Below are 13,986 nucleotides of genomic sequence, written 5' to 3'. Positions count from 1 at the left end.
TTAGCCTGTCCACGTCGCCTGATAGTCGCGGATCAGCGATACCCGATGCGGACGAAAACATGTGTCTCCGGGCTCCAGCGACTCGATCCGCGTCAGATTGAAGACGCGGAAATCCATCCGCAGGCGGCAATGGGCCAGCAACATCAGCGAATGTTCGGCGTAAGAAATGGCCAGAGGCCAGATTTCGCGGGTCGTGACCTGATCGGACAGGTCGCGGTACCGGATATGCAGGCTGTGTTCGTCCCAACAGGCGTTGCGCACCACTTCCATATCGATGCGAACCTCGGGGCGATCCTTTTGCGGTCGCCATGCGTGCAGGGCCGTATGCATCGCCTGACGCGCCTGTCGGTCGGGCAGTGTGGCGATGATGCGGGCCATGGCGGTGCGCCCGGCGCGGGTCAAATCACCATCGGCAATGGTTTCCAAGGCGGTCATGGCCAGCATCAGCGCCTCGATCTCTAGCCGGTCAAAGCTTTGCGGCGGCAGCGCAGGATCTTCGGTCAGAGTGTAGCCCACACCCGGCGCACCGTCGATCAGCGCCCCGCCTGCGCGCAGGGTTGCGATGTCCCTGTACAATTGGCGGGGCGACACGCCCGTTTCCTCGGCCAGACGGGTTGCTGTCACGGGCGCCGGCAAGCGGCGCAGCACGTCCATCAGGCGCATCAATCGATCGGTCCGGGCCATGCAACATCCTGCCGTAAACTGTCAGTAGAGTCAGGCTAGTCTGCCCGGGACACAAACGAAAGGACGGCTTATGCCCATTCTATATCACGCCCCGATGACCCGCTCGACCGGGGCGGTTGCCTTGGTTCACGAGTTGGGAGTCGATGAGATCACAATTCAGGATGTCACCATCGCCCGCCCCAATGGCATTGGCGGACCGGACCCACAGAACCCGCATCCCGAAAAGAAGGTGCCTTATCTTGTAGATGGTGACGAACACCTGCGCGAAAGGGCGGCGATCTTTGCCTATTTGACGGACAAATATCCCGATGCGGGCTTGGCACCCCTGCCCGGCCAGCCGGGGCGCGGGGCCTATCTGTCTTGGCTGGCCTATTATCAGGGCGTGATCGAGACGGTGCTGATCGTCAAATTCTCGGGCCTCGACGCGGGCGCGATCGCGGAAAGCGTCCGGGATGTGGACACGATGATGGCAACGCTAGAGGCGGCGCTGCAAAAGAGGCCATGGCTGCTGGGCGATACATTTTCGGCCGCGGATATCTTATGTTCTTCGCCCTTCTTCTGGTTCGACGGGCTGACCGAGGGCTATCCCAATCTGACCGACTGGGTGCAGCGCTGTGGGGCGCGACCGGGCATGCAATACGCGACGCAGCGTGATGCCACCGCGATGAGCGCGTAGTCTTAGCGGCGCGGCAGGATCACTCCAACGCCGCGCCGTATTCCAAGATGACCGGAACGACGAGGTCTTCTTCGTCTTCAAGATGGCGGTGCAGAAACTTGCGAAAGGCTTTCTGCGCCTCCAGCAGGGCGCGCGCCTCGGCCTCATCATCCTCACCTGCCGCGATCTTATGCAGCACGGCGTTGGTGCTGTCGGCCAAGGCATGGATATGTCCGTCCAGCGCGTGATGATCGCGATCGAGGATCTCGAACCCCTGCTCAAGCCGTTTGTCCAGCGGGATGAACTGCGGGAAATAATGGTGGTCTTCGATCTGGTGATGACCATGCAGCTGGTTCAGATACATCGAGGTGTAATGCTGCAACTCGCGGCCATAGCGCGGGTTCGCGCCATCCAGCCGCTTTTCCGTGCCCTCGACCAACAGATCGTTCAGCTGCCGGAACATGCCGTGCCGTTCCAGCCAGAACGCGGTAAGTTCGTTGAAGTTGCCGTGCCCGCGCCATTCGGTCCGGGGGTACAGATCGGCCAGCACGCGCAGATGCTCTGGCAGGCCTTTGCGGGCGTCCAAGGACAGGTCGGGGGAAAGATCATCGCTCATGCCCGATAGCTAGGGCGCGCAGACGGCCAGCGCCACCCCCGCTTTGTGCATCAGTGCATTTTCTGCGTCGGGAACGGCGGTGTGATCTGCTTGCGCTTGGCCACGGCTTCGCGCCACGTGATAAAACTGATCGCACCGATGATCATCAACCCACCCAGCACAACGTAGGGATCGACCGGTTCATGGAACAGGATCGCTCCTAGTGCCACGGCCCAGACCAATTGCAGGAAGGTGACCGGCTGGGTCACGGTGATAGGCGCGGCGCGGAACCCAAGCGTCATCAGGTAATGTCCGACGGTCGCGAAAATCGCGGTGGCGAAAAGGATCGCGACCTGAAACCACGTGGGCGTCACCCAGACAGGCGCGGCCAGCGGGATCAGACCCACCGTGACCAGCAACGACAGCATGGTCACCACGGCGACCGGATCAGTTTCGTCGGTCAATTGCTTGGCCAGCAGATACGACCCGGCAAAGACAACCGCCGCCACAAGCATGGCGATATGACCGGGGCCGATTTCCCGAAAGCCCGGGCGTAGGATCACCAGCGCACCCAGCAAGGCGACGACCACGGCGATGATCCGCCGCGCGGCCAGCTTTTCCCCCATGAAAATTGCAGCCCCGATGGTCACGTAGATGGGCGACAGGTAATTCATTGCAGTCACATCGGCCAAGGGGATCGTTGCCATGGCGAAGAACCATAGGGACACGCCAATGGAATGCAGCGCGCCGCGCAGTCCGAACAGCCACCACTGGCGGCGTGACAATCGCAGTCGCATGATCTGACGGATGGCCGGGACCAGCAGGATCAGGCCAAGGGCATAGCGCAAGAACGCCATTTCAGCCGCAGGCACGACGGGTCCGAGGTACTTTACCAGCACGTTCACCCCGACGAAAAGAACGCCCGCGCCAAAGGTCCAGAGGATGCCCTCGACCGGGCGGGAATTAGCTGCTGGTAACATGTATTCTGGTTGCCACGTCCCGCGACCGACGACAAGTGGAAACGTTACCAAAGCAGGCTTGCAGCAATCATCCACATAACCAGACCGATGATCAGGTCCAACCACCGCCACGCCACGGGACGTGCAAAAATCGGCGCCAGAAGTCGCGCGCCGTAGCCCAGCGCGAAGAAGAACGTCAAAGACGCGATCGCCCCGCCCATCGCGAACCCCAGCTTGTCGGAATAACCGGATGAAACAGCGCCCATTAGCGCCAGAGTGTCCAGGTAGACATGCGGATTGCCCCAAGTCAGCGCAAGGCAGATAGCGATGGTTTTGGCCAGGCCCCGCCCCTCTCCGCCCTCGCGTGTCAGGGCCTGTCCGCCGCGCCAGGCGTTACGCAGCGCCAGCGCGCCATAAGCAATCAAAAATGCCGCCCCGCCATAGCGCATCGCCGGGCCAAGCCATGGCAAGCGGCCCGACAATTCGGAAAACCCCGCCACGCCCGCAACGATCAGGATCGCGTCCGACAGCGCGCAGGTCAGGACCACGGCGAACACATGTTCGCGCCGCAGCCCCTGCCGCAACACAAAGGCGTTCTGCGCCCCGATGGCCAGAATCAGCGACAACCCCAGCCCGAAGGCCGCGACGAAAGCGACGAAGAATCCGTCCTGCATGATGGCCCTCTGCCCTTGATCCCGCTGCACTGGCGGATGTTGACGCCTGCCGACTTGGCGGCCAAGGTCGCCTCAATTCACGGGAGAGACAAGATGACCAAGGGCAAAGATCACCATTATGACGCCGATGGCACGACCTGCATCGGATACCTTGCCCTGCCCGACGGCCATGGCCCCTTTCCCGGCGTGCTCGTCTCTCCGGCTTTTGCGGGACTGTCGGATAAGGAACGCGCCACCTGTGATCGGCTGGCCGCGCAGGGCTATGTCGCCTTGGGCGTCGATTATTACGCCAACGGGACTTTGGCCAAAGACCGCGAAGAGGCCGCGGCCCTGATGGCAACCCTGCAATCCGACCGTCCGCTGCTGGCCAGCCGATTGGTCGCCGCGCTGACCGAATTGCGGGGCCTGCCGCAGACGCAGGGACAAAAGCTTGGTGCGATGGGCTATTGCTTCGGGGGCAAATCGATCCTTGATCTGGCGCGCGTCGGTGCAGATTTCGCGGCTGGCGTTATCCTGCACGGCGTCTATGACGCGCCGTCCTTCCCGATCCAAAAGATGAAAGCCAACCTGCTGGTCTGCGACGGTTGGGACGATGGCCTTTGCCCGCCGGACGCGAAGGTCGCGCTTGCACAGGAATTGACGGACTATTGCGACGATTGGCAGATGCTCGCCTTCGGGGGCACCGGCCATGCGTTCACCAACCCCGACGCCACGCCCTCCAAAGGGTCAGGCTATTCTGCCAAGGCCGACGCCAGATCGTGGAAAGCCCTGACCGACTTTTTCCACGCGGAACTGCACGGCTGATCCCATCTGAAGGCTTCTTTGGTCAGATAAATATTCCTCGGCGGTGAATTGGCCCGAAGGGACAAAAGGGGGCAGACAGCCCCCTTTTCAACTTCACCAATGAAGACCGCCGATTAAAGCTGCTCCATCACCTCGTCAGAGGCTTCGAAATTCGCCGTGACGCGCTGGATGTCGTCGTCATCTTCCAGCGCCTCGATCAGCTTCATCAGCTTCTGCATGCCTTCCAGATCCATCTCGGTCGTGGTGGTCGGCTTCCAGATCAGCTTGGTGGATTCGGATTCCCCCAACTCGGCTTCGAGTGCGGTGGACACTTCGTTCAGGTCGGTATCGGCGCAATAGATGTAATGGCCGTCCTCGGTGCTTTCGACGTCCTCGGCCCCGGCTTCGATCGCGGCCATCATGATCGTATCCGCATCGCCGGCCTCGACCGGGTAGGTCACCTCGCCTTTGCGATCGAACATGAAGCCGACAGAACCGGTTTCGCCAAGGTTGCCGCCGTTCTTGGAAAAGGTCGACCGCACGGTCGACGCAGTCCGGTTGCGGTTGTCGGTCATCGCCTCGACGATGACGGCGACGCCATTCGGGCCGTAGCCCTCATAGCGGATTTCTTCGTAATCCTCGCCGTCGCCCGCCTGCGATTTCTTGATCGCGCGGTCGATCACGTCCTTCGGCACGGACTGAGACTTGGCTTCTTTCACCGCCAGGCGCAGGCGGGGGTTCTTCTCGGGATCAGGGTCGCCCATCTTCGCGGCGACGGTGATTTCCTTCGACAACTTTGAAAACAGTTTCGACCGCGCGGCGTCCTGACGCCCCTTGCGGTGCTGGATGTTCGCCCATTTTGAGTGGCCGGCCATGAGGACCTCTTGAGTAACGGCTGAATTGATCCGCGCCTCTATAAGTCAAGGCGCAGGGATCAGGCAAGCGGATAGGCATTGGACGTCAGTGTGCGGACCCTGTATCGGGTGCGATAAGACCTGCCGCCCATCCCCCGTTCCCTTCTGCCTTCTCGGATCCTCATGTCCATCTTCGAACAATTCGTGATCCTGTGGGTCGTCATCGACCCGATTGGCACCATCCCGGTTTTTGTCGCTGTCACCGCAGGTATGGCGCCAAACAGGCTGCGTCGCACCGCCTTTCAGGCGGCAGGCGTGGCGGCTCTCGTGCTAGGGTTTTTCCTTGTGCTCGGCCAGTTTCTGATCGACGCGCTCGGCATCTCTTTGCCCGCGTTTCAGATCGCAGGCGGCCTGATCCTTTTTGCCTTCGCTTTCACCATGATCTTTGGTCAGCCGATGAACGGGTCCGGCGCGGTGCAGGAACGGGGCGACGGTATGCCCGCCATCTTCCCTTTGGCAGTGCCATCGATTGCGTCGCCCGGCGCGATGCTGGCCATCGTTTTGTTGACCGACAACAACCGCTTTTCGATCCCCGAACAGGCGGTCACAGCCTTGGTCATGTTGGCGGTGCTCGGGGTCGCATTGTTACTGATGCTGCTGGCCGCGCCGATCCTGAAGGTCATTCGGTTAAGCGGGGCGGCGATTGTCAGCCGGGTCATGGGCATGGTTCTGGCCGCTGTCGCGGTCGACAACGTCATCGAAGCTGCGCGGTTGTTGATCACGCAAGGGTAACTTTGCAGGGCATCATAGCAAAACATGCCCTCAGGCGGTTGACCTCCGGCGGCCTGAGATTTTCGCTGGGAAAAATGAGACCGGAAAGCTAAAGACCTATGACATTGATATCTGCCCGAAAAATCCTTGCGGCCATCTTACTGCTGGCGACTTTTTCAGCTCCCGCCGCGGCCCAATCGGTCAAGACGGTCTATTTCCGCAACGAATGCTCTTTGCCCATCAAGTTCAGCGCAAATTTCATCACGCCTTTCAATATCGATGCAACATCACGGCTGAAGACGATCTAGCCCGGCGAAACGATCGAAGCGGTGAAAACCCGCGAAGACAGCTTCTCATACGTTGCATTCGACCGGCATCGCGATTGGTTCGGCGATACCTACCGCGACGTATATATCCCAAACCGCCGCGCGCCGATCCCCCTGCCGTTCCGAGAGGTCAGCATCACCGCTGAAACGCAGACGCGGGCCATCACCTGTGCGGACAGCTACGGGGATGACGCGAAGATCAAGCCTCGCATCTACAATGCCTGCGAAGGCAAAGGGCCGGTCTATTTGTCGATCCGCTACAAGACCCTTGATGGGGAGTGGAAGACATTCGCATGGCGCAAGATTGAAGGCCGCAAACTGGCCACTGGTCTGCCGCTTACGTGGAATTCGATCATCTACACCTTCGCGCGCATCAAAGCCACGGAGGGCGGCAATATACAAGGCTGGGGCGGCAGCGATGCCGAGTTCGAAATCGATGACCAGCCCTATGGGTTCAAAAAGCACACGCTTGCCGAAGACTATTGGATTGGCTTCAACTGCTAAGCCGTAGGCTTGCCGCGCGATTCCGCGTGACCTTTGGCGCGGCAAGACTATCCTCCGCTCATGACGATCGAGCAGATAATATTATTCACCATCTTCGGCGGCGTGTTTGCCCTGCTTTTGTGGGGGCGCTGGCGTTATGACATCGTGGCTTTTGGCGCGCTGATGACAGCCGTCGTCCTCGGTGCGGTTGAACCCGAAGACGCCTTCACGGGGTTCGGTCACGAGGCGACCCTGATCGTCGCGCTGGTGCTGATCGTTTCGGCCGGGCTTGTCCGCTCGGGCGCGGTCTATCTGATCACGCGGACGCTGGTGGACAGCTCGCGTCGGCTGGGCACCCATATCGCGATCATGGGCGGCATAGGCGGCGTGCTATCGGCCTTCATGAACAATGTCGCGGCTTTGGCTCTTCTGATGCCGGTCGACATTCAGACCGCGCGCAAGGCTGGCCGCGTGCCGGGATTGTCGTTGATGCCCCTGTCTTTTGCCACGATCCTTGGCGGCATGGCCACGCTGATCGGCACGCCCCCCAACATCATCATCGCCACGATCCGCCGCGACAGTCTGGGCGAAAGCTTCCAGATGTTCGATTTCGCCCCTGTCGGGGGGATCGCGGCGCTGGCGGGGCTGGCCTTTGTCGCGCTGATCGGTTGGCGGCTGATCCCGACGCGCGAGGATGCGGCGGTGCCCGGCAAGGACCTTGCGCCTTATGTCGCCGAACTGACCGTGCCCGAGGGCAACAAGCAGATCGGCCGCCGCGTTGGCGAACTGCATGAGACGGCAGAGAAGGCGGATGTCGCCATCATCGGCCTGATCCGCAACGGCAAACGTCTTTATGGCAACGCCCGCAACAACGTCATCCAACCGGGCGACGCGCTGGTATTAGAGGCCTCGCCGGAGGCCTTGGATGAATTCCGATCGACCCTCAGCTTGGCGTTTTCTGACGAACGACGCGAAGAATTGCTGCAAGCCGACAGCGACGGCCTGGATATCATCGAATTGGTGGTGAAGCCTGAAAGCCGCCTGAACGGCAAATCCGCGCAGGGCATTGGCCTGTCATGGCGTCAGCGCGCCGTGCTGATGGGCATTTCGCGTAACGGTCGCCGCATCACCAGCCAAGTGCGCAAGACCGTGGTACAGCCGGGCGATATTCTTCTGCTGTTGGTGCAGAAAGATACGGGCGCTGATGTCGCAGAGTGGCTGGACAGCCTGATCCTCGCCGACCGGGGGCTGGCCGTGACGCAGGATAGAAAGACCTGGGCCGCCATCGGTCTGTTCGGCGGCGCGGTGCTGCTGGCAAGCCTCGGGATCGTCGATCTGGCCATTGCGCTTGGCCTTGTTGTGATCGCCTATGTGCTGATCCGCGTCATGCCGCTGCAGGAACTTTACGATCATGTGGAATGGCCAGTTGTGGTCCTGCTGGGGTCGATGATCCCCCTTGGTCAGGCACTGGAATCCTCTGGCGGCACCACCCTGATTGCCGAGTCGCTGATCTGGCTGACCGAAGGCTGGCCGGCATGGGCGATCCTGACGGCGCTGATGGTGGTGACCATGTCCCTGTCCGACGTGCTGAACAACACTGCCACGGCCATTGTCGCCGCGCCAATCGGTATCCAGATGGCGAACGGGCTTGGCGTGTCGCCAGATCCGTTCCTGATGGCGGTGGCTGTTGCGGCCTCCTCGGCGTTCCTGACCCCGATCGGGCATAAGAACAACACGCTGATCCTTGGCCCTGGCGGATATCGGTTTGGGGACTACTGGCGCATGGGCCTGCCGTTGGAAATCCTCGTGGTGGCCGTATCGATCCCGGCAATCCTCGTTTTCTGGCCACTGTAGGACCGGTGGGTTGAAAACCCACCCTACGCCCATGTCGCCGTGTCGCAGGCGTGCGGCGCCACGCCCTGATCTTCTTCTGGTCGACAAATACCCTCGGGGGCGGCGCGGAACGCGCCGGGGGCAGAGCCCCCTTGCACCATTCTGACTTTTCCACGCCTGTGGCAAGTTTGCGCCGCAGGTCGAACGCCCGTCTGGCACCACCGCCGGTCTCTCAACCGTCCCCTTGCCCTTTTCGTCCCTGCCGCATACCCAGTTGGTATGAAGCTACTATTTCTTGGTGATATCGTCGGACGCTCGGGCCGGAGCGCGGTGATCGAGACCCTGCCGAAACTGCGCGCTGCGTGGAAACTGGATTTCGTCGTGGTGAACGGCGAAAACGCAACCAATGGCGCGGGCCTGTCGGCCGATCACGCCAAGGCGCTGCTGGCGGCCGGTGTGGATTGCCTGACCCTTGGCGATCATGCCTTCGACCAGAAGGACATGCTGACCTTTATCGAGCAGGAAAACCGTATCGTCCGCCCGATCAATTTTGCCCGCTCTGCCCCCGGAAAAGGCTACCGGGTTTTCGAAGCGACCAATGGCCGGAAGGTGCTGGTGGCGCAGGTGCTGGGACAGGTTTTCATGTCGCGTCCCTATGACGATCCGTTTTCGGCCATCGAACAGGTCTTGAAATCGCATCCCCCCGGCGGGCTGGTGCAGGCCTCGATCATCGACGTGCATTGCGAAGCGACGTCGGAAAAGATGGCGATGGGGCACTGGTGCGACGGCAAGGCGTCTCTCGTTGTCGGGACGCATACCCATGTGGCCACGGCGGACGCTCAGATTCTGCCCGGCGGCACGGCACATATGTCGGATGCGGGCATGTGCGGAGACTACAATTCCGTCATCGGGATGGACAAGGCAGAGCCTTTGCGCCGCTTTGTCACCGGCATGTCCAAGGGCCGTTTCCAACCCGCGAACGGAGAGGCCACGCTGTCCGGCGTCTATGTTGAAACCGACGACCGCACCGGGCTGGCCACGCGGGTGGAAATGGTGCGCCAAGGGGGCCGTCTGGCTCAGGCCGGGCCCTCTCCCGTCCCCGCCGAATGAGCCTTGCGCCACAGGTCTTTGCGCTGATCGTGATCGGTCTGGGCTGGGGCCTGACGGTACCATTGACCAAAATTGCGGTGTCGACCGGCTACCAGCCTCTGGGCCTGATCTTCTGGCAAGCGGCGATTGGTGCCGTGGTGCTGGGCGCTATCCTCACCTTGGCCCGCCGCAGATTTCGCCCGCGACCCGCGCAATGGGTCATCGCCGTCGTTATCGCGATGACCGGGACCATTCTGCCGGACCTCTTCAGCTATCGCGCGGCGGTGCATCTGCCGGGCGGAATTCTGGCGATCCTGCTTTCGCTGGTGCCGATCCTCAGCTTTCCCATGGCCATCGCGCTGGCCAATGACGTCTTTTCATGGCGCAAGCTGGCGGGGCTTGGACTGGGCCTTTTCGCAGTTCTGCTAATCGTCGGCCCCGACGCTTCCTTGCCCGACCCGGCGCTGGCGATCTGGGTGGTCGTCGCGTTGGTGGCGCCTGCCTGTTACGCCCTGGAAGGCAATATCGTTGCGCGGTTCGGCACGATGGGGATGGATGCGGTGCAGACGCTCTGCCTTGCCTCCCTGATCGCGACCGCGTTGACCGGCCCCTTGGCGGTGGCTGAGGGCGCGTTCATCTGGCCTGCCCGGTTTGGCGCGCCGGAACTGGCACTGATCCTGTCGGCCACGATCCATGCCTTTGTCTATGCGGGATATGTCTGGCTGGTAGGCCGTGCGGGGCCGCTCTTTTCCGTGCAGGTCAGTTACCTTGTCACGACCTCTGGCGTGATCTGGTCGATGGTGATGCTGGGTGAACGGCCCGCACCGCTGATCTGGATCGCTTTGGTCGTTCTTCTGGCAGGCATGACACTGGTGCAGCCCCGCGCGCCCCGAGGACAAAGTGACCGCTTGCCCGAGCCGCCCTCGGCTGCCTAGATAGTCCCCGGCGTGCGCCCCGGCACGTCATGATCCGCGCGAGGCCTGATCTTGTTAGATGTCCTGAACCTGTCCCAGACGACCGAAGCGATTTTGACGCTGTCCGTCGTGGGCCTGATGTTCGTGCTTTTCCTGCGCGAAGCCTACCCGACCGAAGTCGTGGCAATCGGCGGTGTCGCGCTTTTGCTGGTGTTGGGCCTTTTGCCCTATGAGGCCGCGTTGCCGGTTCTGTCGAACCCGGCACCTTGGACCATCGGTGCGATGTTTCTGGTGATGGGGGCCTTGGTGCGCACGGGCGCGCTGGATGCCTTCACGTCCTTGGCGGAACGCTATGCCAGCAGGCCGAAACTGGCGATTGCGGCCTTGATGGTCTTTGTCATCATCGCCTCGGCCATCGTGGCGAATACGCCGGTGGTGGTCGTGATGATCCCGGTCTTTGTCCAATTGGCCCGCAAGATAGGGTTGAACGCCTCGCGGTTACTGATCCCGTTGTCCTATGCAGCGATCATGGGCGGCACGCTGACCCTGATCGGCACCTCGACCAACCTGCTGGTCGATGGTGTGGCCCGCGCGCAGGGATTGGCCCCGTTCACGATTTTCGAGGTCACGCCCATCGGCCTGATCGTCGTTGGGTTCGGTATGACCTACCTTTACATCGTGGGCCGCTGGTTGCTGCCGGACCGGGATTCCATGGCCGATATGCTGTCGGACCGGTCGCGGATGAAGTTCTTCACCGAAGCTGTCATCCCACCCGACTCCAACCTAATCGGCCGCGAGGTTCTGGACGTGCAGCTTTTTAAACGCGAAGGCGTGCGGCTGATCGACGTGGTGCGCGGCGATATCTCGCTGCGACGCAACCTGAAGGACGTGGTGCTGCAGGTCGGCGACATCGTGGTTCTGCGGTCTCAGATCAGCGAACTCCTGTCTTTGCAGCGGAACAAGGAATTGAAGCGGGTCGACCAGATTTCAGCGGTCGAAACCACGACGGTCGAGGCGCTGATTACCCCCGGCTGTCGTCTGGTGGGGCGGCAGTTGGGATCGATGCGCCTGCGTCGTCGGTATGGTGTTTACGTGCTGGCCGTGCACCGCCGGAACCAGAACATCGGGCGTCAGCTGGACGAAACCGTTGTGCGGGTGGGCGATACGCTTTTGCTGGAGGGCGCACCCGAGGATATCCGCCGCCTGTCGTCGGACATGGAAATGGTGGACGTATCGCACCCTACGGGCCGGGCCTATCGCCGCGAACAGGCCCCCATCGCGATCTTGGCGCTGCTATCCATCGTCGGGCTGGCCGCGCTTGGCGTAGCGCCGATCTTTATGCTGACGGTGCTGGCCGTGGCGGTGGTGCTACTGACCCGCTGCATCGACGCGGAAGAGGCATTTTCCTTTGTCGAAGGCCGGTTGCTGACCATGATCTTTGCGATGCTCGCCGTCGGCGCCGCGTTGGAACAATCGGGCGCGGTAGAGCTGATCGTGAACGCCGTCGCGCCCTTCCTGCAGGGGCTGCCGCCGTTCTTCGTGATCTGGTCGATCTACCTGCTGACATCCGTCCTGACCGAGCTGGTGTCGAACAACGCAGTCGCCGTCGTGGTAACGCCGATTGCCATCGGCTTGGCGCAGGTCGTCGGCATCGATCCCCGGCCCTTGGTGGTTGCGGTAATGGTTGCGGCCTCGGCCAGTTTCGCAACGCCGATCGGATATCAGACGAACATGATGGTCTACGGGCCGGGCGGGTACAGGTTTACCGATTTCATGAAGATCGGGATACCGTTGAACCTGAGCATGGGGTTGCTGGTGTCGGCCTGTATCCCGTTGTTTTGGGCGCTGTGATCGTGGCGGAACAGGTGGGTTGAAAACCCACCCTACGTAGGGTGGGTCTGTGACCCACCAATCCTATCGCAATTTCGGCGGCTTGTCCGGGTCCGACCCCGGTGCGATATGTTCGACCTTTCGCGGCTGCGGCGGCTCTGGCAGGTCGAACCGCAGGCCATGCCGCGCAAGTGCCGCTGCCGCCGGATCATGCGCATCGAAAAATCCCACATCCAGAACGCCAGCGTCGAGGCCCGAGAAGGTCAGCGCCTCGCCCACCGCTTTGGCCAAGGGCGCGCGGGCGTCGTCCTTGGCATCGACAAAGGCCAGCAGGTGCCCCTTAGTGCCGCTATCTGACGTGGTGCCGATCAGGTAGGCCTGTCGGGCCAGACCGGCGGTCATGGCGAGTTTCGTATCCAGCGCGGTCAAAAGCGCCTCGGGCAGTTGTCCGGGGCGGGTGAATTCGGCGATCCGCTCTTCGACCTCGTCCGGGGCGGCCAGAAGGGTTTGCGCCAGCCAGTCGACGGCCTGCGGCGGGATCAGGATGGCCGAAGGCGCGACATCAAGGTTCAGGCCCAGACCAACCCCCTGCCCCGAAAGCATCGCCGCAATCGCACGGCCCGAGATTGCGGCATATGGCACGGGGCGGCCTGCGAATTGCGACAGGCGGTCTTCGCGGTCAAAGACCAGCGCAAAGGTTGCTTCGGGCAGTTCAAAAAGATCGGGGCTGACGCTGTCGCCCTTCGCCTCTTCGGTCAGCATCAGGTACAATTCGCTATCTGCCAGACGTTCATAAAACCGCAGGCGCGCCGCGTCATCCTGCGGGGCGGCCTCCATCGCGGCATGGGCTGTGTCGATTGGCGTGGTCTCGGTCATCTGAGCGCCTCTTTCACTTTGGCCCGTAGCACAGGCAACAGATCGGTTTCGAACCAAGGGTTTCGTTTCAGCCATGCGGTATTGCGCCACGACGGATGAGGCAAGGGGATCGTGTCCGGCAGATGATCGCGAAACCCCGCCACCGTGTCGGTCAGCGGACCCTTGGCGCCTAGGTGATAGCGTTGCGAATAGGCCCCGATCACCAGTTTCAGACGCATATCGGGCATCCAGTCGAACACCCGGTCATGCCATGTGGCAGCGCAGATTTTCGGCGGCGGCAGGTCCGACCCCTTGGCGTCGTAGCCCGGAAAACAAAAGGCCATAGGAATGATGGCAATGCGGTCGGTGTCGTAAAAGGTGTCACGATCCAACCCCATCCAATCGCGCAGCCGGTCGCCGGACCGGTCCTCGAACGGTTTACGCTTGTCGTGGGCCTGCCAGCCCGGGGCCTGACTGGCGATCAGGATACGCGCGCCAGGTTTGAACCAGACGATCGGCCGCGGCGGATGGCGCGTCGCCGTGGCGGCAAAGCGGTCGGCGCAGAGGCGGCAGGCGCGTATCTGATCGGGCAGTTCGGTCATCTTCAGGGAGTTAGGGCTGGTGGGGCAAGATTGCCACCAGCCGGATTGCTTCGATAATTTTCGAAATATCTTGCCAGCT

Annotated in this window: 16 protein-coding genes; 9 read left to right on the top strand and 7 right to left on the bottom strand. The window is 61.8% G+C overall.

The features are described from left to right. Entirely contained in the window at positions 1-684 is a 684-nt protein-coding gene (locus tag ACI3GR_RS01730) for a helix-turn-helix transcriptional regulator (protein WP_407492139.1), read from the bottom strand. Positions 685-754: 70 nt separating this feature from the next. Between ACI3GR_RS01730 and ACI3GR_RS01725 the strand changes: the two genes are divergently transcribed. After that, positions 755-1,360: a glutathione S-transferase family protein gene (locus tag ACI3GR_RS01725; RefSeq protein ID WP_407492137.1), complete on the top strand. Its 606-nt coding sequence runs from the start codon at positions 755-757 to the stop codon at positions 1,358-1,360. Between the two features lie 19 nt (positions 1,361-1,379). On the opposite strand, the gene ACI3GR_RS01720 is transcribed toward ACI3GR_RS01725, so the two are convergent. Genes ACI3GR_RS01720 through ACI3GR_RS01710 form a run of 3 tightly spaced genes read right to left on the bottom strand, consistent with a single transcriptional unit; the run spans position 1,380 to position 3,567 of the window. Continuing rightward, a complete protein-coding gene (locus ACI3GR_RS01720; protein ID WP_407492136.1) occupies positions 1,380-1,955 on the bottom strand; it encodes a hemerythrin domain-containing protein in 576 nt (191 codons plus the stop codon). 50 nt (positions 1,956-2,005) lie between these two features. Then, positions 2,006-2,914 (bottom strand): DMT family transporter, encoded by a 909-nt coding sequence (locus ACI3GR_RS01715; protein ID WP_407492135.1) that lies wholly within the window; start codon positions 2,912-2,914, stop codon positions 2,006-2,008. A 44-nt stretch (positions 2,915-2,958) separates the two neighbouring features. Further along, positions 2,959-3,567, bottom strand: coding sequence for a LysE/ArgO family amino acid transporter (locus ACI3GR_RS01710; protein ID WP_407492134.1), 609 nt, complete (start codon positions 3,565-3,567; stop codon positions 2,959-2,961). A gap of 93 nt (positions 3,568-3,660) precedes the next feature. Between ACI3GR_RS01710 and ACI3GR_RS01705 the strand changes: the two genes are divergently transcribed. Next, positions 3,661-4,371 carry a dienelactone hydrolase family protein gene (locus tag ACI3GR_RS01705; RefSeq protein WP_407492133.1) on the top strand — a complete coding sequence of 237 codons (711 nt, stop codon included), beginning with the start codon at positions 3,661-3,663 and terminating at the stop codon, positions 4,369-4,371. 113 nt (positions 4,372-4,484) lie between these two features. Here ACI3GR_RS01705 and ACI3GR_RS01700 read toward each other — a convergent pair whose 3' ends face one another. Then, positions 4,485-5,225, bottom strand: a complete 741-nt coding sequence (locus ACI3GR_RS01700; RefSeq protein WP_407492132.1) for a YebC/PmpR family DNA-binding transcriptional regulator — start codon at positions 5,223-5,225, stop codon at positions 4,485-4,487. Between the two features lie 162 nt (positions 5,226-5,387). Between ACI3GR_RS01700 and ACI3GR_RS01695 the strand changes: the two genes are divergently transcribed. From ACI3GR_RS01695 to ACI3GR_RS01665, 7 genes are all read left to right on the top strand, one after another. Continuing rightward, complete coding sequence (locus tag ACI3GR_RS01695; protein ID WP_407492131.1) at positions 5,388-5,996, top strand: MarC family protein; 609 nt, start codon at positions 5,388-5,390, stop codon at positions 5,994-5,996. 98 nt (positions 5,997-6,094) lie between these two features. Beyond that, on the top strand, positions 6,095-6,283 hold the full coding sequence (locus tag ACI3GR_RS01690) for a hypothetical protein (RefSeq protein ID WP_407492130.1): 189 nt from the start codon (positions 6,095-6,097) through the stop codon (positions 6,281-6,283). 21 nt (positions 6,284-6,304) lie between these two features. After that, entirely contained in the window at positions 6,305-6,805 is a 501-nt protein-coding gene (locus tag ACI3GR_RS01685) for a hypothetical protein (protein ID WP_407492128.1), read from the top strand. A gap of 60 nt (positions 6,806-6,865) precedes the next feature. Continuing rightward, positions 6,866-8,638 carry an SLC13 family permease gene (locus tag ACI3GR_RS01680; protein WP_407492127.1) on the top strand — a complete coding sequence of 591 codons (1,773 nt, stop codon included), beginning with the start codon at positions 6,866-6,868 and terminating at the stop codon, positions 8,636-8,638. A 258-nt stretch (positions 8,639-8,896) separates the two neighbouring features. Next, positions 8,897-9,727, top strand: coding sequence for a TIGR00282 family metallophosphoesterase (locus tag ACI3GR_RS01675; RefSeq protein WP_407492126.1), 831 nt, complete (start codon positions 8,897-8,899; stop codon positions 9,725-9,727). After that, positions 9,724-10,641, top strand: coding sequence for a DMT family transporter (locus tag ACI3GR_RS01670; protein ID WP_407492125.1), 918 nt, complete (start codon positions 9,724-9,726; stop codon positions 10,639-10,641). Before ACI3GR_RS01675 ends, ACI3GR_RS01670 begins: the two co-directional genes overlap by 4 nt. Positions 10,642-10,692: 51 nt before the next feature. Continuing rightward, positions 10,693-12,471 (top strand): SLC13 family permease, encoded by a 1,779-nt coding sequence (locus ACI3GR_RS01665; RefSeq protein WP_407492123.1) that lies wholly within the window; start codon positions 10,693-10,695, stop codon positions 12,469-12,471. 63 nt (positions 12,472-12,534) lie between these two features. Here ACI3GR_RS01665 and ACI3GR_RS01660 read toward each other — a convergent pair whose 3' ends face one another. Further along, complete coding sequence (locus tag ACI3GR_RS01660; RefSeq protein WP_407492121.1) at positions 12,535-13,326, bottom strand: SseB family protein; 792 nt, start codon at positions 13,324-13,326, stop codon at positions 12,535-12,537. Beyond that, positions 13,323-13,907, bottom strand: a complete 585-nt coding sequence (locus tag ACI3GR_RS01655) for a uracil-DNA glycosylase family protein (RefSeq protein ID WP_407492119.1) — start codon at positions 13,905-13,907, stop codon at positions 13,323-13,325. The genes ACI3GR_RS01660 and ACI3GR_RS01655 overlap by 4 nt, the downstream gene beginning before the upstream one ends. Positions 13,908-13,986: the final 79 nt, after the last annotated feature.

Origin of the sequence: Pseudooceanicola aestuariicola (assembly GCF_045763785.1) — a bacterium.
Lineage (GTDB): Bacteria > Pseudomonadota > Alphaproteobacteria > Rhodobacterales > Rhodobacteraceae > Pseudooceanicola.
Note: the sequence above shows the minus strand (reverse complement) of the source record. Positions and strands in the feature narration are given on the sequence as shown.

Excerpts from the sequence above, each read along its gene's own strand:
- ACI3GR_RS01730 (WP_407492139.1), bottom strand. The coding sequence starts at position 684 with ATGGCCCGGACCGATCGATTGATGCGCCTGATGGACGTGCTGCGCCGC.
- ACI3GR_RS01725 (WP_407492137.1), top strand. The coding sequence starts at position 755 with ATGCCCATTCTATATCACGCCCCGATGACCCGCTCGACCGGGGCGGTT.
- ACI3GR_RS01720 (WP_407492136.1), bottom strand. The coding sequence starts at position 1,955 with ATGAGCGATGATCTTTCCCCCGACCTGTCCTTGGACGCCCGCAAAGGC.
- ACI3GR_RS01715 (WP_407492135.1), bottom strand. The coding sequence starts at position 2,914 with ATGTTACCAGCAGCTAATTCCCGCCCGGTCGAGGGCATCCTCTGGACC.
- ACI3GR_RS01710 (WP_407492134.1), bottom strand. The coding sequence starts at position 3,567 with ATGCAGGACGGATTCTTCGTCGCTTTCGTCGCGGCCTTCGGGCTGGGG.
- ACI3GR_RS01705 (WP_407492133.1), top strand. The coding sequence starts at position 3,661 with ATGACCAAGGGCAAAGATCACCATTATGACGCCGATGGCACGACCTGC.
- ACI3GR_RS01700 (WP_407492132.1), bottom strand. The coding sequence starts at position 5,225 with ATGGCCGGCCACTCAAAATGGGCGAACATCCAGCACCGCAAGGGGCGT.
- ACI3GR_RS01695 (WP_407492131.1), top strand. The coding sequence starts at position 5,388 with ATGTCCATCTTCGAACAATTCGTGATCCTGTGGGTCGTCATCGACCCG.
- ACI3GR_RS01690 (WP_407492130.1), top strand. The coding sequence starts at position 6,095 with ATGACATTGATATCTGCCCGAAAAATCCTTGCGGCCATCTTACTGCTG.
- ACI3GR_RS01680 (WP_407492127.1), top strand. The coding sequence starts at position 6,866 with ATGACGATCGAGCAGATAATATTATTCACCATCTTCGGCGGCGTGTTT.
- ACI3GR_RS01675 (WP_407492126.1), top strand. The coding sequence starts at position 8,897 with ATGAAGCTACTATTTCTTGGTGATATCGTCGGACGCTCGGGCCGGAGC.
- ACI3GR_RS01670 (WP_407492125.1), top strand. The coding sequence starts at position 9,724 with ATGAGCCTTGCGCCACAGGTCTTTGCGCTGATCGTGATCGGTCTGGGC.
- ACI3GR_RS01660 (WP_407492121.1), bottom strand. The coding sequence starts at position 13,326 with ATGACCGAGACCACGCCAATCGACACAGCCCATGCCGCGATGGAGGCC.
- ACI3GR_RS01655 (WP_407492119.1), bottom strand. The coding sequence starts at position 13,907 with ATGACCGAACTGCCCGATCAGATACGCGCCTGCCGCCTCTGCGCCGAC.